Source organism: Streptomyces sp. NPDC014889 (assembly GCF_043081205.1).
Classification (GTDB): Bacteria; Actinomycetota; Actinomycetes; order Streptomycetales; family Streptomycetaceae; genus Streptomyces.
Map to the genome: position 1 here is coordinate 282,375 of NZ_JBIBWH010000011.1, position 24,695 is coordinate 307,069.

Annotated in this window: 18 protein-coding genes and 1 pseudogene; 9 read left to right on the plus strand and 10 right to left on the minus strand. The window is 73.8% G+C overall.

Going from position 1 to position 24,695, the window contains the following annotated elements:
• Positions 1-81 precede the first annotated feature (81 nt).
• The 3 genes from ACF09J_RS23550 to ACF09J_RS23560 all read right to left on the minus strand — a co-directional run bounded on the left by ACF09J_RS23550 (position 82) and on the right by ACF09J_RS23560 (position 2,217).
• Positions 82-996 carry an aminoglycoside phosphotransferase family protein gene (locus tag ACF09J_RS23550; protein WP_392307402.1) on the minus strand — a complete coding sequence of 305 codons (915 nt, stop codon included), beginning with the start codon at positions 994-996 and terminating at the stop codon, positions 82-84.
• A gap of 142 nt (positions 997-1,138) precedes the next feature.
• Positions 1,139-1,615, minus strand: coding sequence for a ferritin-like domain-containing protein (locus ACF09J_RS23555; protein WP_392307403.1), 477 nt, complete (start codon positions 1,613-1,615; stop codon positions 1,139-1,141).
• Positions 1,612-2,217: a hypothetical protein gene (locus ACF09J_RS23560; protein WP_392307404.1), complete on the minus strand. Its 606-nt coding sequence runs from the start codon at positions 2,215-2,217 to the stop codon at positions 1,612-1,614. Before ACF09J_RS23560 ends, ACF09J_RS23555 begins: the two co-directional genes overlap by 4 nt.
• Positions 2,218-2,418: 201 nt before the next feature.
• On the opposite strand from ACF09J_RS23560, the gene rimP reads away from it, so the two are divergent.
• From rimP to ACF09J_RS23605, 9 genes are all read left to right on the plus strand, one after another.
• Positions 2,419-2,916, plus strand: a complete 498-nt coding sequence (rimP, locus tag ACF09J_RS23565; protein ID WP_392307405.1) for a ribosome maturation factor RimP — start codon at positions 2,419-2,421, stop codon at positions 2,914-2,916.
• A 2-nt stretch (positions 2,917-2,918) separates the two neighbouring features.
• The gene (nusA, locus tag ACF09J_RS23570; protein ID WP_392307406.1) at positions 2,919-3,917 is read left to right on the plus strand and encodes a transcription termination factor NusA; all 999 of its coding nucleotides are present in this window, start codon (positions 2,919-2,921) and stop codon (positions 3,915-3,917) included.
• A 136-nt stretch (positions 3,918-4,053) separates the two neighbouring features.
• The gene (locus tag ACF09J_RS23575) at positions 4,054-4,335 is read left to right on the plus strand and encodes a YlxR family protein (RefSeq protein WP_392307407.1); all 282 of its coding nucleotides are present in this window, start codon (positions 4,054-4,056) and stop codon (positions 4,333-4,335) included.
• A gap of 160 nt (positions 4,336-4,495) precedes the next feature.
• Positions 4,496-7,537, plus strand: a complete 3,042-nt coding sequence (gene infB / locus ACF09J_RS23580) for a translation initiation factor IF-2 (protein WP_392307408.1) — start codon at positions 4,496-4,498, stop codon at positions 7,535-7,537.
• 225 nt (positions 7,538-7,762) lie between these two features.
• Entirely contained in the window at positions 7,763-8,056 is a 294-nt protein-coding gene (locus tag ACF09J_RS23585; RefSeq protein ID WP_100571646.1) for a DUF503 domain-containing protein, read from the plus strand.
• Positions 8,057-8,119: 63 nt separating this feature from the next.
• Entirely contained in the window at positions 8,120-8,572 is a 453-nt protein-coding gene (gene rbfA, locus ACF09J_RS23590) for a 30S ribosome-binding factor RbfA (RefSeq protein ID WP_392307409.1), read from the plus strand.
• A complete protein-coding gene (truB, locus tag ACF09J_RS23595) occupies positions 8,569-9,474 on the plus strand; it encodes a tRNA pseudouridine(55) synthase TruB (protein WP_392307410.1) in 906 nt (301 codons plus the stop codon). Before rbfA ends, truB begins: the two co-directional genes overlap by 4 nt.
• A gap of 270 nt (positions 9,475-9,744) precedes the next feature.
• On the plus strand, positions 9,745-13,368 hold the full coding sequence (locus ACF09J_RS23600; RefSeq protein ID WP_392307411.1) for a trypsin-like peptidase domain-containing protein: 3,624 nt from the start codon (positions 9,745-9,747) through the stop codon (positions 13,366-13,368).
• 144 nt (positions 13,369-13,512) lie between these two features.
• Positions 13,513-14,469 carry a bifunctional riboflavin kinase/FAD synthetase gene (locus ACF09J_RS23605; RefSeq protein ID WP_392307412.1) on the plus strand — a complete coding sequence of 319 codons (957 nt, stop codon included), beginning with the start codon at positions 13,513-13,515 and terminating at the stop codon, positions 14,467-14,469.
• A 56-nt stretch (positions 14,470-14,525) separates the two neighbouring features.
• On the opposite strand, the gene ACF09J_RS23610 is transcribed toward ACF09J_RS23605, so the two are convergent.
• The 7 genes and pseudogenes from ACF09J_RS23610 to ACF09J_RS23640 form a co-directional block, all read right to left on the minus strand.
• Positions 14,526-15,572 carry an ABC transporter ATP-binding protein gene (locus tag ACF09J_RS23610; protein ID WP_392307413.1) on the minus strand — a complete coding sequence of 349 codons (1,047 nt, stop codon included), beginning with the start codon at positions 15,570-15,572 and terminating at the stop codon, positions 14,526-14,528.
• Positions 15,569-16,588, minus strand: coding sequence for an ABC transporter ATP-binding protein (locus tag ACF09J_RS23615; RefSeq protein ID WP_392307414.1), 1,020 nt, complete (start codon positions 16,586-16,588; stop codon positions 15,569-15,571). The genes ACF09J_RS23610 and ACF09J_RS23615 overlap by 4 nt, the downstream gene beginning before the upstream one ends.
• Positions 16,585-17,529 (minus strand): ABC transporter permease, encoded by a 945-nt coding sequence (locus ACF09J_RS23620; protein ID WP_392307415.1) that lies wholly within the window; start codon positions 17,527-17,529, stop codon positions 16,585-16,587. The genes ACF09J_RS23615 and ACF09J_RS23620 overlap by 4 nt, the downstream gene beginning before the upstream one ends.
• Complete coding sequence (locus ACF09J_RS23625) at positions 17,526-18,599, minus strand: ABC transporter permease (protein WP_392307416.1); 1,074 nt, start codon at positions 18,597-18,599, stop codon at positions 17,526-17,528. Before ACF09J_RS23625 ends, ACF09J_RS23620 begins: the two co-directional genes overlap by 4 nt.
• Positions 18,600-18,613: 14 nt before the next feature.
• Positions 18,614-20,494 (minus strand): ABC transporter substrate-binding protein, encoded by a 1,881-nt coding sequence (locus ACF09J_RS23630; RefSeq protein WP_392307417.1) that lies wholly within the window; start codon positions 20,492-20,494, stop codon positions 18,614-18,616.
• A 328-nt stretch (positions 20,495-20,822) separates the two neighbouring features.
• Entirely contained in the window at positions 20,823-23,636 is a 2,814-nt protein-coding gene (locus tag ACF09J_RS23635; RefSeq protein ID WP_392307432.1) for an AAA family ATPase, read from the minus strand.
• A gap of 585 nt (positions 23,637-24,221) precedes the next feature.
• Positions 24,222-24,353 (minus strand): annotated as a pseudogene (locus tag ACF09J_RS23640) (SCO5717 family growth-regulating ATPase); the annotation flags it as partial.
• Positions 24,354-24,695 lie beyond the last annotated feature (342 nt).

Genomic DNA, 24,695 nt, shown 5'->3' on the forward strand with positions numbered 1-24,695 from the left:
TCGCGGTCGGCGAGGGCGTCGCCCGGTGGCGCCGTCGCCTGCTCGCGGAGCACGGGGCGGTGGCCGGCCAGGCGGCTCGGGTCAGAGCCAGGTGGCGAATTCCAGGAGGAGTTCCGCGTCCTTCGGGCGGCCCACACGGCGCGCGCGGGCGCCGGATTCGACGGCCCGGAAGAGGGTCCAGCCGCGCAGGCGGTCGCGGTCGACCTCCAGGGACTCCGCCAGCCGCTTGACGCGGCGCCGGGTGGTGGCGGCCCCGGACGGTGAGGCGATCAGGTCCTCCACCCGATCGCGTACCAGCCGTGCCAGATCGAAGGCGGTCTCGCCGACCACCGGATCCGGGCCCACGGCCAGCCACGGCATCCGGTCCCCGGCGAGCACCTTGCTCTGCCGGAACGTGCCGTGCAGCAGCCGCCGTTCGGGCGGCGCCGCCAGCAGTTCCGTACGAGCCGTGAGCGCCGCCTCGACCAGCGGCGCCACCTCCGCGTCGGCCTCCGCGCCCGCCCGCATCGCCTCGGCCTGCCGCCCGGTCCGCTCCTCGACCGTCTCGAAGGAATGCCCGGCGGGCGGCTCGACCCACAGCCGCCGCAGCGTGCCCGCCGCCTCCAGCAGCGCCCTCGCCTCCGGCAGCGACCGCACCGACACGTCCGGGTGCAGCCGCTCGAGGAGCAGCACGCCCTCGCCGGGAACCGGACCGGCCGGACCGTCCTCCAGCAGTTGCACGGCGCCCCGCCCGCCCCAGTGCGCGAGCGCGGCCCGCTCGCTCTCCGGACGGGCCCGGGCAGGGGCCAGCTTCAGCACGGCCGGTGTCCCGTCCGCCGTCCGCACCAGCACGACGAGGCTGCTGCGTCCGCCCGGCATCTGCACCCGCTCGACGGTCAGCTCACGCAGCTCCACGGCCTGCCGCGCCAGTCCGGGCAGCTTCTCCAGCCAGTCGTCCCCGTCCGGCGCGGTCTCACCCAGCGCCCGCACCAGACGCCGCGGCGGTTCGAAAGCCATGCGCGAGTCGTTCCTTCCTGACGTCCCGGACGCGTTCTGCGCTGTCGCCGTGCGCCTGTCGCCGTGCGCCGTGGGCGCCTCCTGTGCCGTCCCGCTCCTCCTGTCCGTGCCCGTCCGTGCCCGTCCGCAGGATCCGTACGCCCTACGGCGTCGGCGCCGCCGAGGCCGCGGGCGTGGGCGCCGCACCGGCCCGTTCGGCGAGACCAGGGAAGGCTACGCTCTCCCCGCGCCAGCGCACCGCCCGGACCGCCGCCTCGCGCAGCGCCCCGGCGGCCTCCCGCCGCCGCTCGCCCCCGCTCGCCCTGACCAGGTCGGAGTACACCCCGGCCACGCGGTCCTCGAGGTCGGCGGCGAGCCGTACCGCCGCCGCGGAGTCCGGCACCGGGAACGGCAGCGCGTAGGCGGCCGCCGCGGCCACCGGCTGCCCGCCCAGGTCCCGCACCTCGCGCACCAGGGCGTCCCGCCGTGCCCGGTGGGCGTCGTACGCCGACCGCGCCTCGGCCCGCCGGCTCTCGCCGATCCGGCCGCCGACGACGCCGTACCCGTACACGGCCGCGTGCTCGGCGGCGAGCGCCGCCGAGAGGGCCTCCAGCCGCCGCCGGTCCGTCACCTGGCTCACTTGTCACCTTCCGTCAGGAGATACGCGTGGGCGGCCCCGGCCGCCGCCACCGAGGCCAGCAGGCGGGCCAGTTCGCCGGACACCTGGACGAGGAGGGCGGTGCGCCGGTCGGACAGGGAACGCTCGGCGGCGGCGAGCCCGGCCAGGGCCGACTTCGCGGTCTCCCGGGCGGCGGGGGAGGCCGACGCCTCGGCTCCCGCCGGTGCCGCCGAGTCCTCCGGTGAGCCGGAGCCCTCGGGCGTGGCCGAGCCCGACGGTGACGCGGTGGAGGCCGACGGCGTGGTCGATGCCGTCGCACCCGGCGAGGACTTAGCCGTGCCGCCGAACGCCTCCGCGTGCGCCGCGACCTGCGCGCGCAGCGGCCGCAGCCGCTCCGCCAGCGCGGGGTACGCGGCCATCACCGCGTCGTACCGCCGCGCCAGCTCCTCGCTGTCGCGTGCCGCACGCGCGCGTGCCCGCTCCTCGGGCGACGGGGTCTCGCCCGCGCCGCCGGAGTCGTCGGAACCGGCGGAGCAGCCCACGAGCAGGGCGGCCCCCGCGGCCGAGGCGAGCAGGCTCCTTCTGCGCGGCCCTGGGGCGCGCGGAGGTGAGGGGAACGGCACGGCAGACGTCCTCGGGTGCGTACGAACGGAATGGGAGGGGCAGGCGGCTCGCCCGTGATCACGGTACCCGCGCCCCGCGCCCGCTTCACTCAGCGGCACCGCCGCTGCCCAGGTGGACGGCAACACCCCTGCGGACCGGATACCCTTTGACCAGACACACGACCAACCCACAACAGCACACGCGGCCGAGGAGTCACCCGGATGAGCACCACCCAGAGCGAGAGGCTGCGGGAACTGCTGGAACCGCTCGTCACCTCCCAGGGCCTGGATCTCGAAGAGATCGCCGTGGACTCCGTAGGACGAAAGCGTGTGCTGCGCGTCGTCGTCGACTCCGACACCGGGGCCGACCTGGACCGGATCGCCGATGTGAGCCGTGCGCTCTCGGCGAGGCTGGACGAGACGGACGCGATGGGCGAGGGCGAGTACACCCTCGAGGTCGGCACCCCGGGCGCGGAGCGCCTCCTCACGGAACACCGGCACTACGTGCGCGCCACGGGCCGGCTGGCGAAGTTCACGCTGGCCGACGGCGGCGAGCTGGTGGCCAGGATCCTCGGGGTCGACGACGAAGGCCTCGACCTCGAAGTGCCCGGAGTGAAGGGGCGCAGGCCCACCACCCGCAGGCTCGGCCTCCCGGACGTCGTCAGGGCGCGGGTGCAGGTCGAGTTCAGCCGCAAGGACCAGAAGGAAGAGGAGGCGTAGCCGTGGACATCGACATGAGTGCCCTGCGGGGCTTGGTACGAGAGAAGGAGATCTCCTTCGACCTGCTGGTCGAGGCGATCGAGTCGGCCCTCCTCATCGCCTACCACCGCACCGAGGGAAGCCGCCGCCACGCGCGCGTGGAGCTCGACCGGCAGACCGGGCATGTGACCGTGTGGGCGAAGGAGGACCCCCAGGACCTCGAGGAGGGCCAGGAGCCCCGCGAGTTCGACGACACCCCGTCCGGCTTCGGCCGTATCGCCGCCACCACCGCCAAGCAGGTCATCCTGCAGCGGCTGCGCGACGCCGAGGACGACGCGACGCTCGGCGAGTACGCCGGCCGCGAGGGCGACATCGTCACCGGGGTGGTCCAGCAGGGCCGCGACCCGAAGAACGTGCTCGTGGACATCGGCAAGCTGGAGGCCATCCTGCCGGTGCAGGAGCAGGTCCCGGGCGAGACCTACCCGCACGGCATGCGGCTGCGGTCGTACGTCGTCCGGGTCGCCAAGGGCGTCCGCGGCCCCTCGGTGACGCTGTCCCGTACGCACCCGAACCTGGTGAAGAAGCTCTTCGCGCTGGAGGTCCCGGAGATCGCCGACGGCTCCGTGGAGATCGCCGCGATCGCCCGTGAGGCCGGTCACCGCACCAAGATCGCCGTGCGGTCCACCCGTTCGGGCCTGAACGCCAAGGGCGCCTGCATCGGCCCCATGGGCGGCCGGGTGCGCAACGTGATGGGCGAGCTGAACGGCGAGAAGATCGACATCGTCGACTGGTCGGACGACCCGGCCGAGATGGTGGCGAACGCGCTGTCGCCGGCCCGCGTCTCCAAGGTGGACGTCGTGGACCTGGCCGCCCGCTCGGCCCGCGTCACCGTGCCGGACTACCAGCTGTCGCTGGCGATCGGCAAGGAGGGCCAGAACGCCCGGCTGGCGGCCCGGCTGACCGGCTGGCGGATCGACATCCGCCCGGACACGGAGCAGCCGGCCGAGCAGGTGCCCGAGTAGTCGTTCGGGTACGGCGGCGGGGAGTTCACCCGTACGGAGGGAATAGATCCGAGCCGTAGGCCGCTCGGAATACGACAACAGCCGTTCGATCTTTGCCCCGCAGGGGTGAGGTCCGTGCGGGGAGGTAGACTTAGCTGTGTCTGGCCGGACACGTGTCCGCGCATGCCCTGAGCGTACCTGTGTGGGATGCCGGGAGCGGGCGGCCAAGATCGAACTGTTGCGGACCGTGGTGGTCGAGGGCGAGTGCGTCCCCGATCCTCGCGGTACGCTGCCCGGCCGGGGTGCGTATGTACACCCCGCCCCGGTCTGTCTCGACCAGGCGGTGCGCCGCCGGGCGTTTCCGCGGGCGCTCCGCGTCCCGGGACCGCTCGACGTAATGGCGTTGCGCCAGTACGTCGAGCAGGCACAAGGTTGCTGAGGCAACACGGCAAGGAAAGCCGTACGGAAGTCCCCGTGCGGCCTGGTACCTCGCGAGTCGAAAGCAGGTCGAGATTGCGATGAGCACTCGATGAGTACGCGATGAGTACGCCCATGAACTAGCGACGGTCCGGCCGCAACCCGGACCTCAAAGGAGCGAAGTGGCTAAGGTCCGGGTCTACGAACTCGCCAAGGAGTTCGGTGTGGAGAGCAAGGTCGTCATGGCCAAGCTCCAGGAACTCGGTGAATTCGTCCGATCGGCGTCCTCGACGATCGAGGCGCCCGTAGTACGCAAACTGACTGACGCCTTCCAGCAGGGCAACGGCAGCGGCAGGTCCGCCGCGAAGCCGGGTGCCCCGAAGAAGGCCGCCCCCAGGCCCGCCGCGCCCTCGCCGGCGCAGGCCGGGGGTCCCTCTCGCGCCGCCAAGCCGGCGGGTGAGCGTCCGGCCGCGCCCAAGCCGCCGGCCGCGCCCAGGCCGGCCCCGGCGCAGCCCGCGGCCCCGTCGGCGTCCGCGCCGGCCCCCGGTCCGCGTCCGGTGCCGGGTCCCAAGCCCGCGCCGCGTCCGGCTCCGGCCGCGCCCACCACGCCGGAGTTCACCGCTCCGCCGTCGGCCCCGTCGCCGGCCGCGCCGAAGCCCGCCGCCCGTCCCGGTGCCCCCAAGCCCGGCGGCCGTCCCGGCCAGGGCCAGGCGCCGCGTCCGGGCGGCCAGGGTGCCGCGCGTCCCGGTGGCCAGGGTGCGCGTCCGGGCGGTCGTCCGGCCGGCCCGCGTCCGGGCAACAACCCCTTCACCTCCGGTGGCTCCACCGGCATGGCGCGTCCGCAGGCGCCGCGTCCGCAGGGCGCGCGTCCCGGCGGCCCCGGTGCTCCCGGCGGCGGTCCCCGTCCGCAGGGCCCCGGTGGCCAGGGCGGCGGTCCGCGTCCGCAGGCTCCGGGCGGTCCGCGTCCGACTCCGGGCTCGATGCCCCGTCCCCAGGGCGGTCCGCGTCCGGGCGGTCCGCGCCCGAACCCCGGCATGATGCCGCAGCGTCCCGCTGCCGGCCCGCGTCCCGGCCCCGGTGGCGGCGGTCGCGGCCCGGGTGGTGCGGGTCGTCCCGGCGGTGCCGGTCGTCCCGGCGGCGGCTTCGCCGGTCGTCCCGGAGGCGGCGGCGGTGCCGGTCGTCCCGGTGGCGGCGGCGGCTTCGCCGGTCGTCCCGGCGGTGGCGGCGGCTTCGGCGGTGGCGGCGGTGGCCGTCCCGGCTTCGGCGGCCGTCCCGGCGGTCCCGGTGGCCGTGGTGGCACGCAGGGCGCCTTCGGCCGTCCCGGCGGTCCCGCGCGTCGCGGCCGCAAGTCGAAGCGGCAGAGGCGCCAGGAGTACGAGGCCATGCAGGCCCCGTCGGTCGGCGGCGTGATGCTGCCTCGCGGCAACGGCGAGACCATTCGCCTGTCGCGCGGTGCGTCGCTCACCGACTTCGCGGAGAAGATCAACGCCAACCCGGCGTCGCTCGTCGCGGTCATGATGAACCTGGGCGAGATGGTCACGGCCACGCAGTCCGTGTCCGACGAGACGCTCCAGCTCCTCGCCGACGAGATGAACTACCAGGTTCAGATCGTCAGCCCCGAGGAGGAGGACCGCGAGCTGCTCGAGTCCTTCGACCTGGAGTTCGGCGAGGACGAGGGCGGCGAGGAGGACCTGGTCGTCCGCCCGCCGGTCGTCACCGTCATGGGTCACGTCGACCACGGAAAGACCCGACTGCTCGACGCCATCCGCAAGACGAACGTCATCGCGGGCGAGGCCGGCGGCATCACCCAGCACATCGGTGCCTACCAGGTCGCGACCGAGGTCAACGGCGAGGACCGGGCGATCACCTTCATCGACACCCCGGGTCACGAGGCGTTCACCGCCATGCGTGCCCGCGGTGCCCGGTCGACGGACATCGCCATCCTGGTCGTCGCGGCCAACGACGGCGTCATGCCGCAGACGGTCGAGGCGCTCAACCACGCCAAGGCGGCCGACGTCCCGATCGTGGTCGCGGTCAACAAGATCGACGTCGAGGGCGCCGACCCGACCAAGGTGCGCGGTCAGCTGACCGAGTACGGCCTGGTGGCCGAGGAGTACGGCGGCGACACCATGTTCGTCGACATCTCCGCCAAGCAGGGTCTGCACATCGACTCGCTGCTGGAAGCGGTCGTCCTGACCGCCGACGCCTCGCTCGACCTGCGGGCCAACCCGAAGCAGGACGCGCAGGGCATCGCGATCGAGTCCCGCCTCGACCGCGGCCGCGGTGCCGTGGCGACCGTCCTCGTCCAGCGAGGCACGCTGCGGGTCGGCGACACCATGGTGGTCGGCGACGCGTACGGCCGAGTCCGGGCGATGCTCGACGACAACGGCAACAACGTGGCCGAGGCCGGCCCGTCGACGCCGGTGCAGGTCCTGGGTCTGACCAACGTCCCGGGTGCGGGCGACAACTTCATCGTGGTGGACGAGGACCGTACGGCCCGTCAGATCGCGGAGAAGCGCGCCGCCCGTGAGCGCAACGCCGCGTTCGCCAAGCGCGTCCGCCGCGTCTCGCTCGAGGACCTGGACAAGGTGCTCAAGGCCGGCGAGGTCCAGCAGCTCAACCTCATCATCAAGGGCGACGCGTCCGGTGCGGTCGAGGCCCTCGAGTCCTCGCTGCTCCAGCTCGACGTCGGCGAAGAGGTCGACATCCGCGTCCTGCACCGCGGTGTGGGTGCGGTCACGGAGTCGGACATCGACCTGGCCATGGGCTCCGACGCCATCGTGATCGGCTACAACGTGCGCGCCGCCGGGCGTGCCGCGCAGATGGCCGAGCGCGAGGGCGTGGACGTCCGGTACTACTCGGTCATCTACCAGGCGATCGAGGAGATCGAGGCGGCCCTCAAGGGCATGCTCAAGCCGGAGTACGAGGAGGTCGAGCTCGGCACGGCGGAGATCCGCGAGGTCTTCCGTTCGTCCAAGCTGGGCAACATCGCCGGTGTGCTCATCCGCTCCGGCGAGGTCAAGCGCAACAGCAAGGCGCGCCTCCTGCGCGATGGCAAGGTCATCGCGGAGAACCTCAACATCGAGGGTCTGCGCCGCTTCAAGGACGACGTCACCGAGATCCGCGAAGGCTACGAGGGTGGTATCAACCTCGGAAACTTCAACGACATCAAGATCGACGACGTCATCGCGACGTACGAGCTCCGCGAGAAGCCGCGGGCGTAACGCCGCAGACACCCCGTGCCGGCCGGCGGGACCACTCCCGTCGGCCGGCACGGCCGTGCCCGGGGCCGCGAGCCGTGCCCGGTGCCGGAGGGAACCCCGTCCCACCCGGGCCGCGGAAAACCCCGTCGAGTCACCGGCGGGGTTCGCGGTACCGTTCTTGATGTCCCTGCCCACCGAGAAGGCAGGACCATCGACCCCGTACCGGCGGGCAACCCGGGAACACACATGTACGTGGGGACTCTGTCCTTCGACCTTCTCCTCGGCGACGTCCACTCGCTGAAGGAGAAGCGTTCCGTCGTCCGCCCGATCGTCGCCGAGCTCCAGCGCAAGTACGCGGTGAGCGCGGCGGAGGTGGACCACACGAACCTCCACCGGCGGGCCGTCATCGGTCTCGCCGCGGTCTCCGGCGACGCGACGCACCTGACCGACGTGCTGGACCGGTGCGAACGGCTGGTCGCCGGCCGTCCCGAAGTGGAGCTGCTGTCCGTCAGACGCCGCTTCCACGGCGAGGACGACTAGACCGCGCCCCACCGCACCATCCACATCGCACCAGCAGAAGAAGAAAGAACGGGAGACGGACCAGTGGCCGACAACGCGCGGGCGAAAAGGCTGGCGGACCTCATCCGAGAGGTGGTGGCCCAGAAGCTGCAGCGCGGGATCAAGGACCCGCGGCTCGGCTCGCACGTCACCATCACGGACACCCGGGTCACGGGTGACCTGCGGGAGGCGACCGTCTTCTACACGGTCTACGGGGACGACGAGGAGCGCAAGGCGGCGGCCGCCGGCCTGGAGAGCGCCAAGGGCATCCTGCGCTCCGAGGTCGGCCGGGCGGCCGGGGTGAAGTTCACCCCGACCCTCGCCTTCGTCGCGGACGCCCTGCCGGACACCGCCCGGAACATCGAGGACCTCCTCGACAAGGCCCGCGCCTCCGACGCGAAGGTGCGCGAGACGTCCGCCGGTGCCTCGTACGCCGGTGAGGCGGACCCGTACAAGAAGCCGGAGTCCGACGACGGGACGGACGACACCACCGCATGACCAGCAAGCCCACCCCGCCCGACGGCCTCGTCATCGTCGACAAGCCGTCGGGCTTCACCTCGCACGACGTCGTGGCCAAGATGCGCGGCATCGCCAGGACCCGCCGGGTCGGCCACGCGGGCACCCTCGACCCCATGGCGACCGGTGTCCTCGTGCTCGGCGTGGAGAAGGCCACCAAGCTCCTCGGCCATCTCGCGCTGACCGAGAAGGAGTACGTCGGCACCGTCCGGCTCGGCCAGAACACGGTCACCGACGACGCCGAGGGCGAGATCACCTCTTCCACGGACGCCTCCAAGGTCACCCGGGACGCCGTCGACGCCGCCGTCGCCAAGCTGACCGGCGACATCATGCAGGTCCCGTCCAAGGTCAGCGCCATCAAGATCAACGGCGTGCGGTCCTACAAGCGGGCACGGGAGGGCGAGGACTTCGAGATCCCGGCCCGGCCGGTGACGGTCTCCTCCTTCGCCGTCCACGACGTCCGCGACGCCGTCGCCGACGACGGCACCCCCGTGCTCGACCTGGTGGTGTCCGTGGTCTGCTCCTCCGGCACCTACATCCGCGCCCTCGCCCGCGACCTGGGCGCCGACCTCGGTGTCGGCGGCCATCTCACCGCGCTGCGCCGCACCCGGGTCGGCCCGTACAAGCTGGACTCCGCCAGGACGCTGGACCAGCTCCAGCAGGAGCTGACCGTGATGTCGATCGCGGAGGCGGCCGCGGCGGCGTTCCCCCGCTGGGACGTCGACGCCCGGCGCGCCCGGCTGCTCATCAACGGCGTACGGCTGGAGGTGCCCGACGAGTACGCGGGCGCCGGTGCCGTGGCCGTCTACGGTCCTGACAGCCGCCTCCTCGCGCTCGTGGAGGAGCAGCGCGGCAAGGCCAAGAGTCTGGCCGTCTTCGGCTGACCGCGCGGCGCCCGTGGAGCGGCGAACAGGGGGTGTTCCCCATCCGCCGCTCCACGGTTCCGCCCCCCTCGGTTCCCCCACCCATGAGCTTTATCCAGCGGCGCGCACTCATTCACCCGGCCGTGCGGGCGCTCGGAGTGAACCGGGGGAGCGCAGGGGGGGCGCGTTCGCCGCTCGGCCTGTTCCGCTGATCATCCGCGGCCTACCGTCTAGTGCTGTGACCGGTCACAGCACCGGTCAGGCACGGCGGTACGGCGGGGAGGTTCGGGCATGGCGGGGCGGGGCCTCCATGAATCCGCGCAGGCGCGGGGATCACACGGACCGGAGCGCGTGGGGGAAGCCCTGGACCACGCTCTGGACCGCTCCCTGGTCCGCATCCGCGACCTGGCGGGACGGCCCCGCGGCACCGGCTTCGCGGCCGACCACCGCGGCACGGTGATCACCAGCCACGAGGCCGTCGACGGCCTGTCCCGGCTCGTCGTGCACGCCCCCGGCGCGGACGAGCGCTCCCGCGTCGTGACGGCCGACGCGATCACCGCGCTGCCCGATCTGAACCTCGCCCTGGTCCGCACCGAGGGCCTCGGCGTGGAGCCGCTTCCCGTCACCGTGCGCGACGGCGCCCGCAGCGGCACCTACGTCAGGATCGCGGCCGACCACTGGCGCGAGGCTCGGGTGCTCGGCGCGGCCACGGTGACGTACACGGCCACGGACCGCTTCCATCTCCTCGACGGAGTCACGGAGTTGGCGATCGGCACGGCCGGCCGCGAGGCGCTCAGGCCGGGCGGCGGGGCCGCCGGGGGACCTGTCCTCGACGCGGCGACCGCAGCGGTGGTCGCCGTCCTCGGTACGGCACTGCGCTCCGGCCGCGGCGACGCCGGGTTCGCGGTACCGCTGCGCCGCCCCGGCGAGGGCCCCCTGGCCGACCTCCTCACCCGCAACGAGGCCACCGTCGCCGCCTACGGCCCCGACCTGAACCTGGCCGCGGTCCTCGAACTCACGGCGACCGCCCTGGCCCAGGACGGCCCCGCCGGAGCCCTGCCGTCCCCTCTCCCGCGGCCGGGCGGGCCCGGGGCGCCCGCCGGTCCGGTCGAGCGCGCCGCCGTGGCGGGGGAGCTGGCCGCGTTCGGCGCCGGCCCGGCCGCCGTGCTCGGGCTCGTCGGGGAGCCCGGAAGCGGCCGCACGACCGAGCTCGCCGCGCTGGCCGGCCGCCGTGCCCGCGGCGGTTCGCCCGCGCCCACCCTGTGGCTGCGCGGCGCCGATCTGCTGGCCACCGACGCCTCGGTCGCGGACGCGGTGGGCCGGGCGCTGGACCGGGCGGCCCGGATCGTCGCGGCCGCCCGGGCACTCCTGCCCACCGAGCTCACCGACCTCACCCCGGAGCGCGTCGCCCGCCTCGCCCGCGCCCACGGCCGCCCCCTCCTGCTCCTCCTCGACGGCCCCGAGGAGATGCCGCCCGCCCTGGCCGGCCGGCTCCCCGAGTGGACCGAGGGCACGGCGCAGTGGCTGCGCGGCACGGGGGCGCGGCTGGTGGTGGCCTGCCGGGGGGCGTACTGGGAGGCGGCCGGAGCGCGCTTCCCGGCGGACCTGCTCCACACCCCGGCCGCGGCCGGCCCGGACGGCGCCACCGGCCATCTGCCGCCCTGCCTGCCCCTCGGCGGCCTCACCCCCGCCGAGGCCCACGAGGCCCGCGCCCGCCACGGCATCCCCGACGGCACACTGGTGGACGCCGCCGGCCGTCACCCGCTCACCCTCAGGCTCCTGTCGGAGGTGCGCGCCGCCCTCCCCGACGCCGCCGGCCACCCACCGCTCGACCGTGACGACGTCCTCGCGGCCCACCTGGACCTGATGTGCCTGCGCGTCGCCGTCCGCCTCGCCGCGGAGAACGGGCTGCGCGGCACCGCCGTACGGCGCCTGGCGGCGAAGGTCTCCGGCCAGGTGCACGAGGCCGCCCGCCGCAGCCTCGGCCAGGGGGAACTGGACCGGGCGGCGTTCGAGGAGCTGTTCCCCCGGGGACCCGCGCCGGCCCTTCTCGGCGGCGGCACCGGCTGGGCGGCGGCCGTCCTCGCCGAGGGCCTGCTCGTCCCCGCGGGCAGCGGCTACCGCTTCGCGCACGAGGAGCTCGCCGACTGGATCCAGGGCACCCACCTCGACCTGGACGAGGCCCTGCGCGTCCTGGTCCACCGACAGCACACGCCCGGCGCGCCTCGGTCCCCGCAGCCCGTTCCGCACCACCGCGTCGGACCCGTGGTGCGGGCCCTGCTTCTCCTGGCACGCCAGCACGGCACCCGCCGACTGGCCGTCCGGCTCGAGGAGTTGCTGTGCGCCCTCGACACCGACCCGCACTCCTGGTGGGCGTCCCGGCTGCTCGCCGGCGTACTGCTGCGCGTGGCGGACGCGACACCGTACCTGCGGGTGCTGCGGCTGCTCGCCGAGCGGATCGTGGTGTGGCAGCAGTGCGACCTGCCCGTGCCGCCCGGCTTCGGGCCGGGGTTCTGGACCGCTCTGCACCTGTCCGACGCCGACCGCTGCGACCTGCTCAGGCGCCTCCTCCTCGCCGACGGCGCGCCGCGGGACACGGGCGGCCCCTGCGACAGAGCCCGCCGTCCCTCCCGCTACCTGGACGCCGTCGCACGCCTCCTCACCGCCGCCCCCGCCGCCGTGCAACCGCACCTCACTCGCTGGTTCGACGACGAGCGTCCGCTGCCCGCCGCGCCGCAGGCCACCGTGGCGACGGCCGCCCAGGCCCTGCTCCACACCCACCGCCACGGCGCCCTGGACGACCTCACGGACACGCTGGCCGGATGCGCGCACCCGCGTGCCGAGGAACTGCTGACCGTGCTCGCCGAGGAGGAGCCGTCGGCGCTGTGCCGGGCCGTGGACCGGTGGGCGCACGACGACCGTCCCGCGCTGCGGGCGCAGGCCCTGGCGTACGGGCTGCGGACCGCGCCCCGGGCGCGCGGCGCGGCCGACCGCGAACTGCTGGGCCACGCGGCCCTCGCCCTGCTCGACCGCCGCGCCGACACCGCCCTGCACGGCGGCGCGCTCGCCCTCCTCGTCCGGGATCCGCACACCCGCGCCCGCCATCTGCCGCGGGCGCTGCGGCACTTCGCGGCGGGCGACCGGCATCTGCCGCCGAGCGCGCTGGCGCCCGCCCTGACCACCCACCCCGAGGCGGTCCTCGCCGCCGTCGGCGCCTGTCTGCGCCGGGACACAGGCGACGGGCGCGGCGGCGGCACCGACATCGGCCTCGGCATCGGTGAGGCCCTGCGCGCGCTCGGTGAGGTCGCGACGCCCGCGCTCGCCCGCCGGGTCGCCGGTGTGGTCCGCGAGGCGGCGACGCGGCACCCGGAGGCCGCCGGGCCGGTGGCGGCGTACGTCGACCAGCGCCTGGACGACGATCCCGGCGCCCGCTCGGTGCTGTTCCCCCTGGTCGCGGGCCTCCTTGACGGCGACGACGCCGGTCAGGGCGGCGAGGGCGGGGGTGCCGGTGACCGGGGCCGCGGTGGTACGGAGCTGTTGCGTCGCGCGCTGGCCCGTGTGCTCGCGGCCCCCGGCGCTCCGGCCTGCCGTCCGCTGCGCCGGGAACTGCTGGACTTCCTCCTGGCCCACGAAGACGCCCCGGCCGTCCTGGACGCGGTGCTGCGCGCCGCCGCATCCAACGCCGAGGAGGACCTGCGCGGCCTGGTCCACCGCGTCGGACTGCTCCTCGTCCGCACTCCCGACGGCGCGGCCGTGTTCGACCGGGGCCTGGTGGAGCTGGGCCGGGAGGTGCCCGGCTTCGCCGCCCGCGTGGCCGGCTGGCTGACGGACGCCCCATGGGACTGGGCCGCCGTGGTGGGTCCCGGCGCCCGCCGGATGATCGAGAACACGGCGGGCGTACCCGTCCCCGTCTGACGACGTGCGCCGGATCACAGCCGCCCATGCCGGTGCAGGCGGCGACCGCCGGGCATGGCACCCTTAGACCTGCGAACAGCAAGAAGAGACGACTATGGCAACCCGGGACAAACGCGGACACGGGTTCGACGAGGAGCGGTCACAGTGCAGCGCTGGCGTGGCTTGGAGGACATCCCCCAGGACTGGGGGCGCAGCGTCGTCACCATCGGCTCCTACGACGGAGTGCACCGCGGGCACCAGCTGATCATCGAGCACGCCGTGGACCGCGCCCGGGACCTGGGCGTCCCCGCCGTCGTCGTCACCTTCGACCCGCACCCCAGTGAGGTCGTGCGCCCCGGCAGCCACCCGCCGCTGCTCGCCCCGCACCACCGCCGTGCCGAGCTGATGGCCGGGCTTGGCGTGGACGCGGTCCTCGTACTGCCCTTCACCCCCGAGTTCTCGAAGCTGTCCCCGGCCGACTTCGTCGTCAAGGTGCTGGTCGACAAGCTGCACGCCAGGGCGGTCGTCGAGGGCCCCAACTTCCGCTTCGGGCACAAGGCCGCCGGCAACGTCGAGTTCCTGGCCGAACAGGGCAAGACCTACGACTTCGAGGTCGAGGTCGTCGACCTGTACGTCACCGGGGAGGCGGGCGGCGGCGAGCCGTTCTCCTCGACGCTGACCCGCCGTCTGGTCGCCGAGGGCGAGGTCCGGGGCGCCCGGGAGATCCTGGGCCGCCCGCACCGGGTGGAGGGCGTCGTGGTCCGCGGCGCCCAGCGCGGCCGCGAGCTGGGCTTCCCCACGGCCAACGTCGAGCCCCTCCCGCACACCGCGATCCCCGCCGACGGCGTCTACGCCGGTTATCTGCACGCCCAGGGCGAGGTGATGCCCGCCGCGATCTCCGTGGGCACGAACCCGCAGTTCGACGGCACCGAGCGCACGGTGGAGGCGTACGCCATCGACCGGGTGGGCCTCGACCTGTACGGACTGCACGTCGGCGTCGACTTCCTGGACTTCGTGCGCGGCCAGGCCAAGTTCGACTCGCTGGAGGCGTTCCTGGAGACGATGGCCGAGGACGTCGAGAAGTGCCGGCGGATCGTCGCGGAGGACGCGGGGACGGCGTAGCTAGAGCCCAGGCCGCCCCACCGCCGGCAGCCGCCCTCGGCGGGCCGGCGGTCGGCCTACGCCTCTGCTTCCGCCTCCGTCGGTGCCTCTGCCTTCGCCCGTGGCCCCGCCTCTTCCCCGGGCGCGGTCACGGCGCGTGCCCAGTGGCACGCCACCTGGGCCTGTCCCCCCCCGCTCAGGATCTCCAGGTCCCTGCCGCGGCACGCGTCCGCGACGCCCGCCCGTTCCGCCTCGCCTTCCGACAGGACCTGGCAGCGGACGTGGAAACGGCAGCCTGAGGGGATCCGGGACGGGTCCGGGGGCTCGCCCGTCAGGACGACCGGTTCTCCGGGTGCCTCGGGCAGGACGGACAGCAGGGCCCGGGTGTACGGGTGCCGGGGAGCGGTCAGGACCTGCTCCACCTCGCCGGTCTCCACGATCCGGCCGAGGTACATCACCGCGACCCGGTCGGCGATGTTCCAGGCCAGCCCCAGGTCGTGCGTCACCACCAGCGCGGACAGGCCGAGTTCGGCGCGCAGCCGCAGCAGCAGGGCGAGGATCTCGCCGCGCACCGAGGCGTCCAGGGAGGCCACCGGCTCGTCGGCGACGAGGAGTTCGGGCTCCAGGACCAGGGCGCCCGCGATGACCACGCGCTGGCGCTGACCGCCGGACAGTTCGTGCGGGTAGCGCAGGAAGAAGCGCTCGGGCGGCCGCAACCCCGCCCGCGCCAGCGCCCCGGCGACCGCCGCCCGCTCGTCCCCGCGGTGCCCGTGGACCCGCAGCCCCTCGGCCACGGCGTCGTACACCGTGTGCCGCGGGTTGAGCGAGCCGCTCGGGTCCTGGAGCACCAGTTGGGCACGCTTGCGGTACGCCTTCAGCGCGCGGGAGGAGTAGTCGAGCGGGGCGCCGTCGAACGTGACGCGGCCCGCGGTCGGCGGCACCAGACCGAGCAGGGAGCGGGCCAGGGTCGTCTTGCCGCAGCCCGACTCGCCGACCAGCGCCACGATCTCGCCGCGCCGGATGTCCAGGTCGACCCCGTCCACGGCGCGGGCCGCGGGGCCGCCGTGCCGGCCCGGGAACACGACCCGCAGCCCCTCGACGCTCAGCAGCGCGGATGTGGTCATGGCGTGCCGCTCCTCATGTCGTCCTGCGTCGTCTCCGCTTCCGGCGCCCCCGCCGCTGCCTCCGCCTGCGCCTCCACGTGCACGCAGGCCGCCCGCCGGCGCGGGCCCGCATCCTTCAAGGACTGGTCCTGGGTGCCGCACAGGTCCAGGGCGACCGGGCAGCGCGGGTGGAAGGCGCAGCCGGAGGGGACGGCGGACGGGTCCGGCGGGTCGCCCGCCAGACCACGGGGAGCGAAGCGGGACGCCGGGTCGCCGATCCGCGGGAAGGCGTCCGACAGGGCCTTGCCGTAGGGATGCCGGGCGTCCTCGTAGACCTGCTGGGCCGGGCCCTCCTCGACCACGCGGCCCGCGTACATGACCGCGAGCCGGTCGCAGGTGTCGGCCAGTACGGCGAGGTCGTGGCTGATCATGAGCAGGCCCAGGTCCTGGTCGCTCACGAGTCCTTCGATCAGGCGCAGGATCTGCGCCTGGATCATCACGTCGAGCGCGGTGGTGGGCTCGTCGGCGACGACCAGCCGCGGGTCGCAGGCCAGGGCCATCGCGATCATCACGCGCTGCCGCTGGCCGCCGGACAGCTCGTGCGGGTAGGCGCTCGCCCGCGCGGCGGGCAGTCCCACCTGTTCCAGCAGTTCACCGGTCTTCTTCCGGGCGCCGGCCGGTGTCGCCCTGCGGTGCAGCAGGATCGGCTCGGCGATCTGGTCGCCGACGCGGTGCACGGCGTTGAGCGAGTGCATCGCGCCCTGGAAGACGATCGACGCCCCAGCCCAGCGCACCGCCCGCACCCGGCCCCACTTCATGGCCAGCACGTCCTCGCCGTCGAGCAGGATCTCGCCGCCGACCCGGGTGCCGGCCGGCAGCAGCCGCAGCAGTGCCAGCGCCAGCGTGGACTTGCCGCAGCCGGACTCGCCCGCGACGCCGAGCTTCTCGCCGGCGGCGAGCGTGAGGTCCGCCCCGCGCACCGCGGCGGCCCCCGACGGGTACGTCACTTCCAGGCCGCGCACTTCGAGGAGGGTCAACGGGACACCCCCAGCCTGGGGTTGAGAACGGCCTCGACGGCGCGCCCGCACAGCGTGAACGCCAGCGCGACGACCGCGATGGCGATGCCCGGCGGCACCAGGTACCACCAGTCGCCGGAGCTGACCGCGCCGGCCTCGCGCGCGTCCTGGAGCAACCCGCCCCAGGAGACGAGCGTCGGGTCGCCGAGCCCGAGGAAGGCGAGCGTCGCCTCCGCCAGGATCGCCGTGGAGATGATCAGGGTGGTCTGGGCGAGCACCAGCGGCATGACGTTGGGCAGCACATGCCGGGACATCACGTGCCAGTGCCCGCCGCCGAGCGCCTTGGCCCGCTCGATGTACGGCCGCGACTCCACCGCCAGCGTCTGCGCCCGCACCAGCCGGGCGGTGACCGGCCAGGTGGTGACGCCGATCGCCAGGACGATCGTGCTCAGTGAGCGGGACATGACGGTGGCCAGCGCGATGGCGAGCACCAGCGTCGGCATCACCAGGAACCAGTCGGTGACCCGCATGATCACGGTGGCGTACCAGCCGCGGAAGTGCCCGGCGGTGATGCCGATGACCGCGCCGATCGCCACCGACAGCACGGCGGCGAGCAGCCCGACCAGCAGCGAGACGCGCGAGCCCCAGATCACCAGGCCCAGCAGGTTCCTGCCGAACTGGTCGGTGCCCAGCGGGAAGTGGGCGCTCGGACTCTCCAGCGGCCCGCCGGGCGCGTCGGTCACGCTCTGCACGTCCGCCCCGACGGTCAGCGGCGCGGTCAGCGCGACCAGCGCGCACAGTACGAGGGCGGCGAGCCCCACCAGGCCCGCCCGGTGCGTCCGGTACTGCCTCCAGAAGCGGACGACGGAGGCCCGGCGGCGTTGGCGGGCGAGTGCGCGGGGGCCGGGGCCGGGGCCGGGCGCCCGGTCCGGGCCGGCGGTCGTGGCGGTGTCGGCGGTCATCGTCCCACCCTCGGGTCGAGCAGCGGATACAGGACGTCGGCAAGGGTGTTCATCAGGATCACCGCCGCGGCGAAGACGAAGAACAGCCCCTGCACCAGCGGCAGATCGGGCACGCTCAGCGCCTGGTAGAACAGTCCGCCCAGACCCGGCCAGGAGAACACGGTCTCGACGAGGATCACTCCCGCGACCGTCCGCCCCAGATTGACGAAGATCAGCGTCACGGTCGGCAGCAGCGCGTTCGGCACGGCGTGCCGCCGTCGTACGAGGTCGTCGCGGAGTCCCTTGGCACGCGCGGTCGTCAGATAGTCGCTGCCCATCTCGTCCAGCAGCGCCGACCGCGTCACCAGCAGCGTCTGCCCGTACTCGACCGCGACCAGCGTCACCACCGGCAGCACCAGATGATGGGCGACGTCGACGGCGTACGCGAAGCCCTCCTTGCCGCCCGACTCCATGCCTCCGGTCGGGAACAGGCCGGGGACCGGGCCCACACCGACCGAGAGCACGATGATGAGCAGCAGCCCCAGCCAGAACGCGGGAATCGAGTAGAGCGTCAGCGCCAGCCCGGTGTTGAGGCGGTCGCCGAGCCCGCCGTGCCGCCAGGCGGAACGGGTGCCGAGCAGGATCCCGAGGGCGGTGTAGATCACGAAGGCCGTACCGGTCAGCAGCAGGGTGTTCGGCAGCGCCTCGGTGATCTTGTCGATGACCGGCGTGCGGAACTGGTACGAGGTGCCCAGGTCCCCGGTCAGCGCCTTGCCGCAGTAGTCCGTGAACTGCCGCCACATCGGCAGGTCCAGCCCGAACTCCCGCCGGTAGGCGGCGAGCTGCTGCTCGGAGACCTGGCGGCCGCCGGTCATGAACTTCACCGGGTCACCCGGGATCAGCCGGAAGAGGAAGAAACTGGTGACGAGGACGGCGAGCAGGGAGACGGCCGCACCGGCCAGCTTGCCCGCCGCATACCGCAGATACGCGGTGGTGTTCCGCGCCCGGGGCCCGCGGCCCGCCGCCGGCCCGGACGTTCCCGGACCGGCGGCGGGCCCCTCGACCAGCGCGGGTGTCGCTTCAGCGGTCATGTGCGCTCACTTGCCTATTCGCGGTCTTCTGCCGTTGCCCGGCGGCGCACCGCGAAGAGCGCCGCGAGGCCGACGAGGACGACGACGCCCGCGATGGCCCCGATGATGACGCCCGTCGACGTGGAACCGCCCGAGGAGTCGTCGGAGTTCGCCGGAACGGCCGACCACCAGCTCCAGTAGCCGTCCTGGCCGTAGATGTTGCCCGCCTTGGCCGGCATGGTGGTGATCGAACCGATCTGGTCCGTGCGGTAGGCCTCGACGGCGTTCGGATAGGCCATGACGTTCATGTACCCGAGGTCGTACAGCCGCGACTCGATCTGCTTGACCAGGTCCGCCCGCTTGGCGGGGTCGTACTCGGCCAACTGCCGGGCGTACAGGTCGTCGTACGTCTTGTCGCAGATGAAGTTGTCGGTGGCGCCGGTGTCCTTCGGGGTCGCGGGAAGGGCGGCGCAGGTGTGGATGGAGAGTACGAAGTCGGGGTCCGGGTTGACCGACCAGCCGTCGAAGGCGAGGTCGTACTCGCCCGCGAGCCAGGGATCGGTCACGTTGTCCAGGCAGTTGAGCTGGACCCCGACGCCGAGCTTGCCCCACCACTCCTGGAGGTACTTGCCGACCGCCTTGTCGTTGGGGTCGGTGGCGTGGCACAGCACGCGGTAGTTCAGCGGCTTGCCGTCCTTGCCGACGCGCTTGCCGTCCGCGTTCTGCTTGTAGCCCGCCTCGTCGAGGAGCCGGCCGGCCTTCGCCGGGTCGTACGCCAGCTCCTGGTCCGCCGACGGCTTCCAGAAGTACGACTCGTAGCGCGGCGGGATGTAGCCCTGGCCCTGCTCCGCGTGGCCCTGGAAGACCTTGTCCACGATGGTCTGCCGGTCCACCGCCATGAACAGCGCGTGCCGCACCCGCTCGTCCTTGAGGGACGGGTCGCCGTCACCGAACTTCTTGCCGTTCCTGGCCTGGGCGCCCGGGTTGGTGGCGAGGGCGTAGAAGCGGCGGCCGGGGCCCTCGTTGACGTGGATGTCCTTCTCGCCCTTGAGCGATGCGGCCTGGGCGGGCGTGAGGGACGGCGAGCCGGCCACGAAGGAGACCTCGCCCTTGCGCAGGGCGGCGACCGCCGCGTCCTGGTCCTTGTAGTACCGGAAGACCAGCTCGTCGAACTTCGGCGCGCCACGCCAGAAGCTCTTGTTGGCCTCCAGCCGCACATAGCTGTCGGGCTTGTAGTCGGTCAGGATGAACGGCCCGTTGCCGACGATCGGGAAGCTCTTGTCGTTGTTGAACTTCGAGAAGTCGTCGACCTTCTCCCAGAGGTGCTTGGGCACGATCGGCACGTCGAGCGCGGTCATCGTGGCCTGCGGCTTCTTCAGCCGGATCACGAGCTGCGTGGGGCTGGGCGCGGTGACCTCGGCGAAGTTGGTGACGAAGCTGCCGTTGGCGGTGGCCGCGGCCTCGTCCGTCATCATCTTGTTGAACGTCCACGCCGCGTCCTCGGCGGTGGCCTGCTGCCCGTCCGACCACTTGGAGTCCGAGCGGATCGTGTACGTCCAGGTCAGCTTGTCCGGCGACGCTTCCCACTTGGTGGCCAGACCCGGGATGACGTGGGCGTCCTTGGCGTCGTAGTTGGTCAGGTACTCGTACATCAGCCGGTGGACGCTGGTGCTGAGCAGCCGTACCGCGAGGAAGGGGCTGAGCGAGTCGACGCTCTGCGCGACGGCGACCGTGAGGACCTTCTTGCCCTTCTTGCCCTGCGCGCTCTCCGCGGCGTGGGCCTGCGACGCGGCCGGGGCGAGCGGGGTCGCGAGCCCGGCCGTGAGGACGAGGGCGGCGGCGCCCGCGGCCAGGAGCCGTATCCCCTTCAACCGGGGGCCGGTACGTCCTCTGCCGTGCTGATCGTGTGTCTTCATGGCTCGGTGACCTCGCGTCGTCGCTCGCAGAAGACGGTTTGCGCCTCCTGCCGGGCTGGCTTGAACGGGCTTGATCGGGTGGCGCCGGCGGAATGAAGTGAGTGTCTATCAGCGGCAGTCTGCGCGCGTCAACGGTATGTCAAACCCCATGTGGCCTGCGGAAATAACGACTTGAACGCGATCTTGCTCTCATTGGTGGAGACCACTGAAGCCTCCCTGGTGAGGGCGTGGCGGCGGAATCCGACCGGTTCTGACTGCGAACACGCGAAGGCCCGCGCCGTGGGGGAACGGCGCGGGCCCGGAGGGCGCGGCGGAACTGCAGGTGGGACTACTGCTGGGGCGGGGGAGGGGGCGGGGTCTGGCCCTGGGGGTGCTGAGGGGGCTGGGGGTAGGGCTGCGGTTGGGCCGGGTACGGCTGGCCGGGGGCGGGCTGGCCGGGCGGCTGCGGAGCGAACTGGCCCGGAACCGGCTGCCCGGGGTGCGCCTGGCCCGGGGTGGGCCGGCCCGGGACCGGCTGACCGGGGTACGCCTGGCCTGGACCGGGCTGCCCGGGATACGGCTGTCCGGGGTACGGCTGCCCCGGAACCGGCTGGCCCGGATGGGGTTGTCCAGGAACCGGCGGGCCCGGAAGCGGCTGGCCCGGCATGGGCGGGGCGGCGACCGGCGGCGGGTTGCCGTCGGAGGTCCACAGCCCGTGCGCCTGCTGGTGCCGTACGAAGTCCTCCGCGACCATCGCCGCGAGGTTGAAGTACGCCTCCCGCACCTTCGGCCGCATCATGTCGAGGTCGACCTCGGCACCGGCGGACAGATGCTCGTCGAACGGCACCACAACGACACCGCGGCAACGGGTCTCGAAGTGGGCGACGATGTCGTCCACCTTGATCATCTTGCCGGTCTCGCGCACCCCGGAGATCACGGTGAGGGAACGCGCGACGAGGTCGGCGTACCCGTGGGCCGACAGCCAGTCCAGTGTCGTACTGGCGCTGCTGGCACCGTCGACGGACGGCGTGGAGATGATGATGAGCTGGTCGGCGAGGTCGAGCACACCGCGCATGGCGCTGTAGAGCAGACCCGTGCCGGAGTCGGTCAGGATGATCGGGTACTGCTTGCCGAGCACGTCGATCGCGCGGCGGTAGTCCTCGTCGTTGAACGTCGTGGACACAGCCGGGTCGACGTCGTTGGCGATGATCTCCAGACCCGAGGGCGCCTGGGACGTGAACCGCCGGATGTCCATGTAGGAGTTGATGTACGGGATCGCCTGGACGAGGTCACGGATGGTGGCCCCGGTCTCCCGGCGCACCCGGCGGCCGAGCGTGCCGGCGTCCGGGTTGGCGTCGATGGCGAGGATCTTGTCCTGCCGTTCGGTGGCGAGCGTGGAGCCGAGCGCGGTGGTGGTGGTCGTCTTGCCGACGCCGCCCTTGAGGCTGATGACCGCGATGCGGTAGCAGGACAGCACCGGCGTACGGATCAGGTTCAGCTTCCGCTGCCGCTCGGCCTCCTCCTTCTTGCCGCCGATCCGGAACCGCGGTCCGGGACCGGCGGGCCGAGTGCTGCGGGTCTTCTGCTTCTTGTTGTTGAGCAGCCGGTCGGAGGACAGCTCCACGGCCGCGGTGTAACCGAGCGGCGCCGCACCGGGGTTGGTCGGCTGCCGCTGGTCGTGCTGTATCGGCTGCGGCCAACTGGTCCCGAGACGGGGGTCGACGGGCTGTTGCGGGGGAGCCGGCGGCTGCGCCGGAGCACCGTCGGGCTGCGCGGGCGGCTGGGGGAACCCGTAGCCACCGGGCTGCGCGGGCGGGGTGGGCACGCCGGGAGCGGCGGCCTGGCCCTGGCCCTGCGGGAACCCGTAGCCCTGCGGCTGCTCCCCGCCCACCGGACCAGGAACGGCCGGCCGGCCCATGGGCGAGGGCTGAGCGCCGGGCTGCGGGAAGCCGTATCCGGCTTGAGGGTTGGCGGGGGGTGCGGCGGGGGCGGTCGGCGGTTGGCCCGCGGGCGGCTGCTGCGCGCCGGGGGTGCCGGGCTGGGGGAAGCCGTATCCGGCTTGCGGGTTCGCCGGCGGTGCGGTGGGACCGGCCGGCTGCTGCGCACCCGGGGCGCCGGGCTGCGGGAAGCCGTAGCCCTGCTGCGGGGCCGCCGGAGCGGACGCCGGGGGCGGCGGTGGCGGAACGGCAGGCGGAGTCCAGGCGGCGGGCGCGGGCTGAGGTGCCTGCGGCTGGAAGTGCGGCTGCCGGCCCGGCTCGTCCGGCTGACCCTGCGGAGCCGTCGGCTGCGGCCCGTTGGGCCACTGGGCCGCCGACGCGGGCGCCGCGGGCTGGTACGACGGCGGCAACGGCGGCACCGGACCCTGCGGGACCGGAGGCGGAGCCCAGGCGGCGGGCGCGCCCTGCGAGGCCTCGGCGGCAGCGGCCGGGGCGACCTCCTGGGACGCCGCGTCCTGGGATGCCGGGGCTTGAGCAACGGCGTCCTGCGGAACCGCGTCCTGCGGCTCCGGGTCCCGCGGGGCCGCGTCCTGCGGCTCCGCGACGGGCACGGCGTCTTCAGGAGTGGCGTCCTCGGGTTCGGCGGGGACGGGCTCGGAGACCGCGACAGCGGATTCCTCGGGCGCGCCGTCCGTCACCTCGGCGTCGGACACCGACGCGTCCGGGGCGTCCGGGGCGTCCGGGGCGTCCGGGGCGTCCGGGGCGTCCGGGGCATCCGGGGCGCCCACCTCCGCCTCCGCGCTCTCCTCGGCATCCGTGGATTCGGCGGACGCCGTCTCCGCGTCCTGGTCCTCCTCGGCCTCCGCGTCGGCGGAGTCCACGGGGATCACGTCCACGTCCTCCGCGTCGACGTCCTCGGCCGCATCCTCCGCCGCGTCGGAGCCGTCCCGAGGCTCGGCCACGTCAGCCAAGTCAGCGGCATCGGCCGCATCGGCGGCATCGGGCACGTCGGTCAGCCCGGTCTCTCCTCCGGACTCCTCCGCGTCCTCGCCCGCTTCGTCGGTCTCGTGAGCCGCAGTGCCGGCCTCGGCGTCGGCCGCGGCCCCGGAGTCCGTGTCCACCACCGCGGCCGACTCGTCGTCACCGTCCTCGGCGCCGGGCGCCTCGCCCTGCTCGTCGGTCACCTGCGTCACCTCCCGCCGCACGGCGACGGCGGAGATCCGCATGGTGGCACCGCTCTCGAGGTCACCGGCCCCGGCACCCGCGCCCGACGGGAGCCCGCCCACCGGAATGTGCGGCACAGCCGACGGAGACCCGGCACCGGCGGGATCCGCCTCCGGCGAATCCGCCGCCTGCTGCGGCTCGAACCCGCTTCCCACCGGCAGCTTCGGCACGGCGACCGGACCCCCCACCGGCGGCGGGGGAGGCGTGAAGGACGCTCCCGGCGCGGAAGCCGGCGGCGTGAACGGCGTACCCGGCGCGGGCGGAGGCGGGGTGAAGGGCGCCCCCGGTGCGGGAGCGGGCGGAGTGAAGGACCCACCCGGGGCAGGAGCCGGCGGCGTGAACGGCGCACCCGGCGCCGGCGGAGGAGGCGTGAAGGGAGCGCCCGGCGTCGCCGTGGCGTGCGGCGGCGGAGTCAGCCCGGGCACCGGACCGCTCGGAGCGGCCGGCCGCGCGGGACCGCCCGGCGCAGCCGCGGTCCCCGGCGGAACCGGCGCGTCGGAGGAAGGGCCGGAAGGGCCCCCGGCGGCACCGCCTGCCCCGGCCCCACCGCCCGCCTCGGCCGACTGCCCCGATCCGCTCGACGCGTTCTGCGTGTACCAGGCGGGCGGCGCGTAGTCGATCGTGAACTCGCCCGTCGTCTCGATGGCGGACGCCGCGTCGGGCTGGTCGTCGCCGGGCGTGGCCCAGCCCCCGCGGATCCCGTCCCGATCGCTGCTCACAGTTCCTCCTGGTGTGGTCGAGCACCCTCAATGCCGTGCGGGGGCGACCATTTCTCGTCGTCCTCGGTCGTTCGAGGTCGTCCGATCCACCGACTTCCCCCCGTGACGACGATGTCCGGCCCACGGGTTCTGACATCGCGCCCCCTGACCCAGCCTAATCACCAGGGGACTCACCATGGCAGGCCTGTTCGCCCCCCGGCGTCCGCCCACTTGACGACAACCTGCCCGAAATCGCCGTACACAGCACGGCATTCGCCGGCAAACCGGACACTTGCGTGGCCAAGCCGTACAGAAGGTGAACACTGAACCCCGAGGGACTCCGGCTCACGAGCCGGCCCGCCC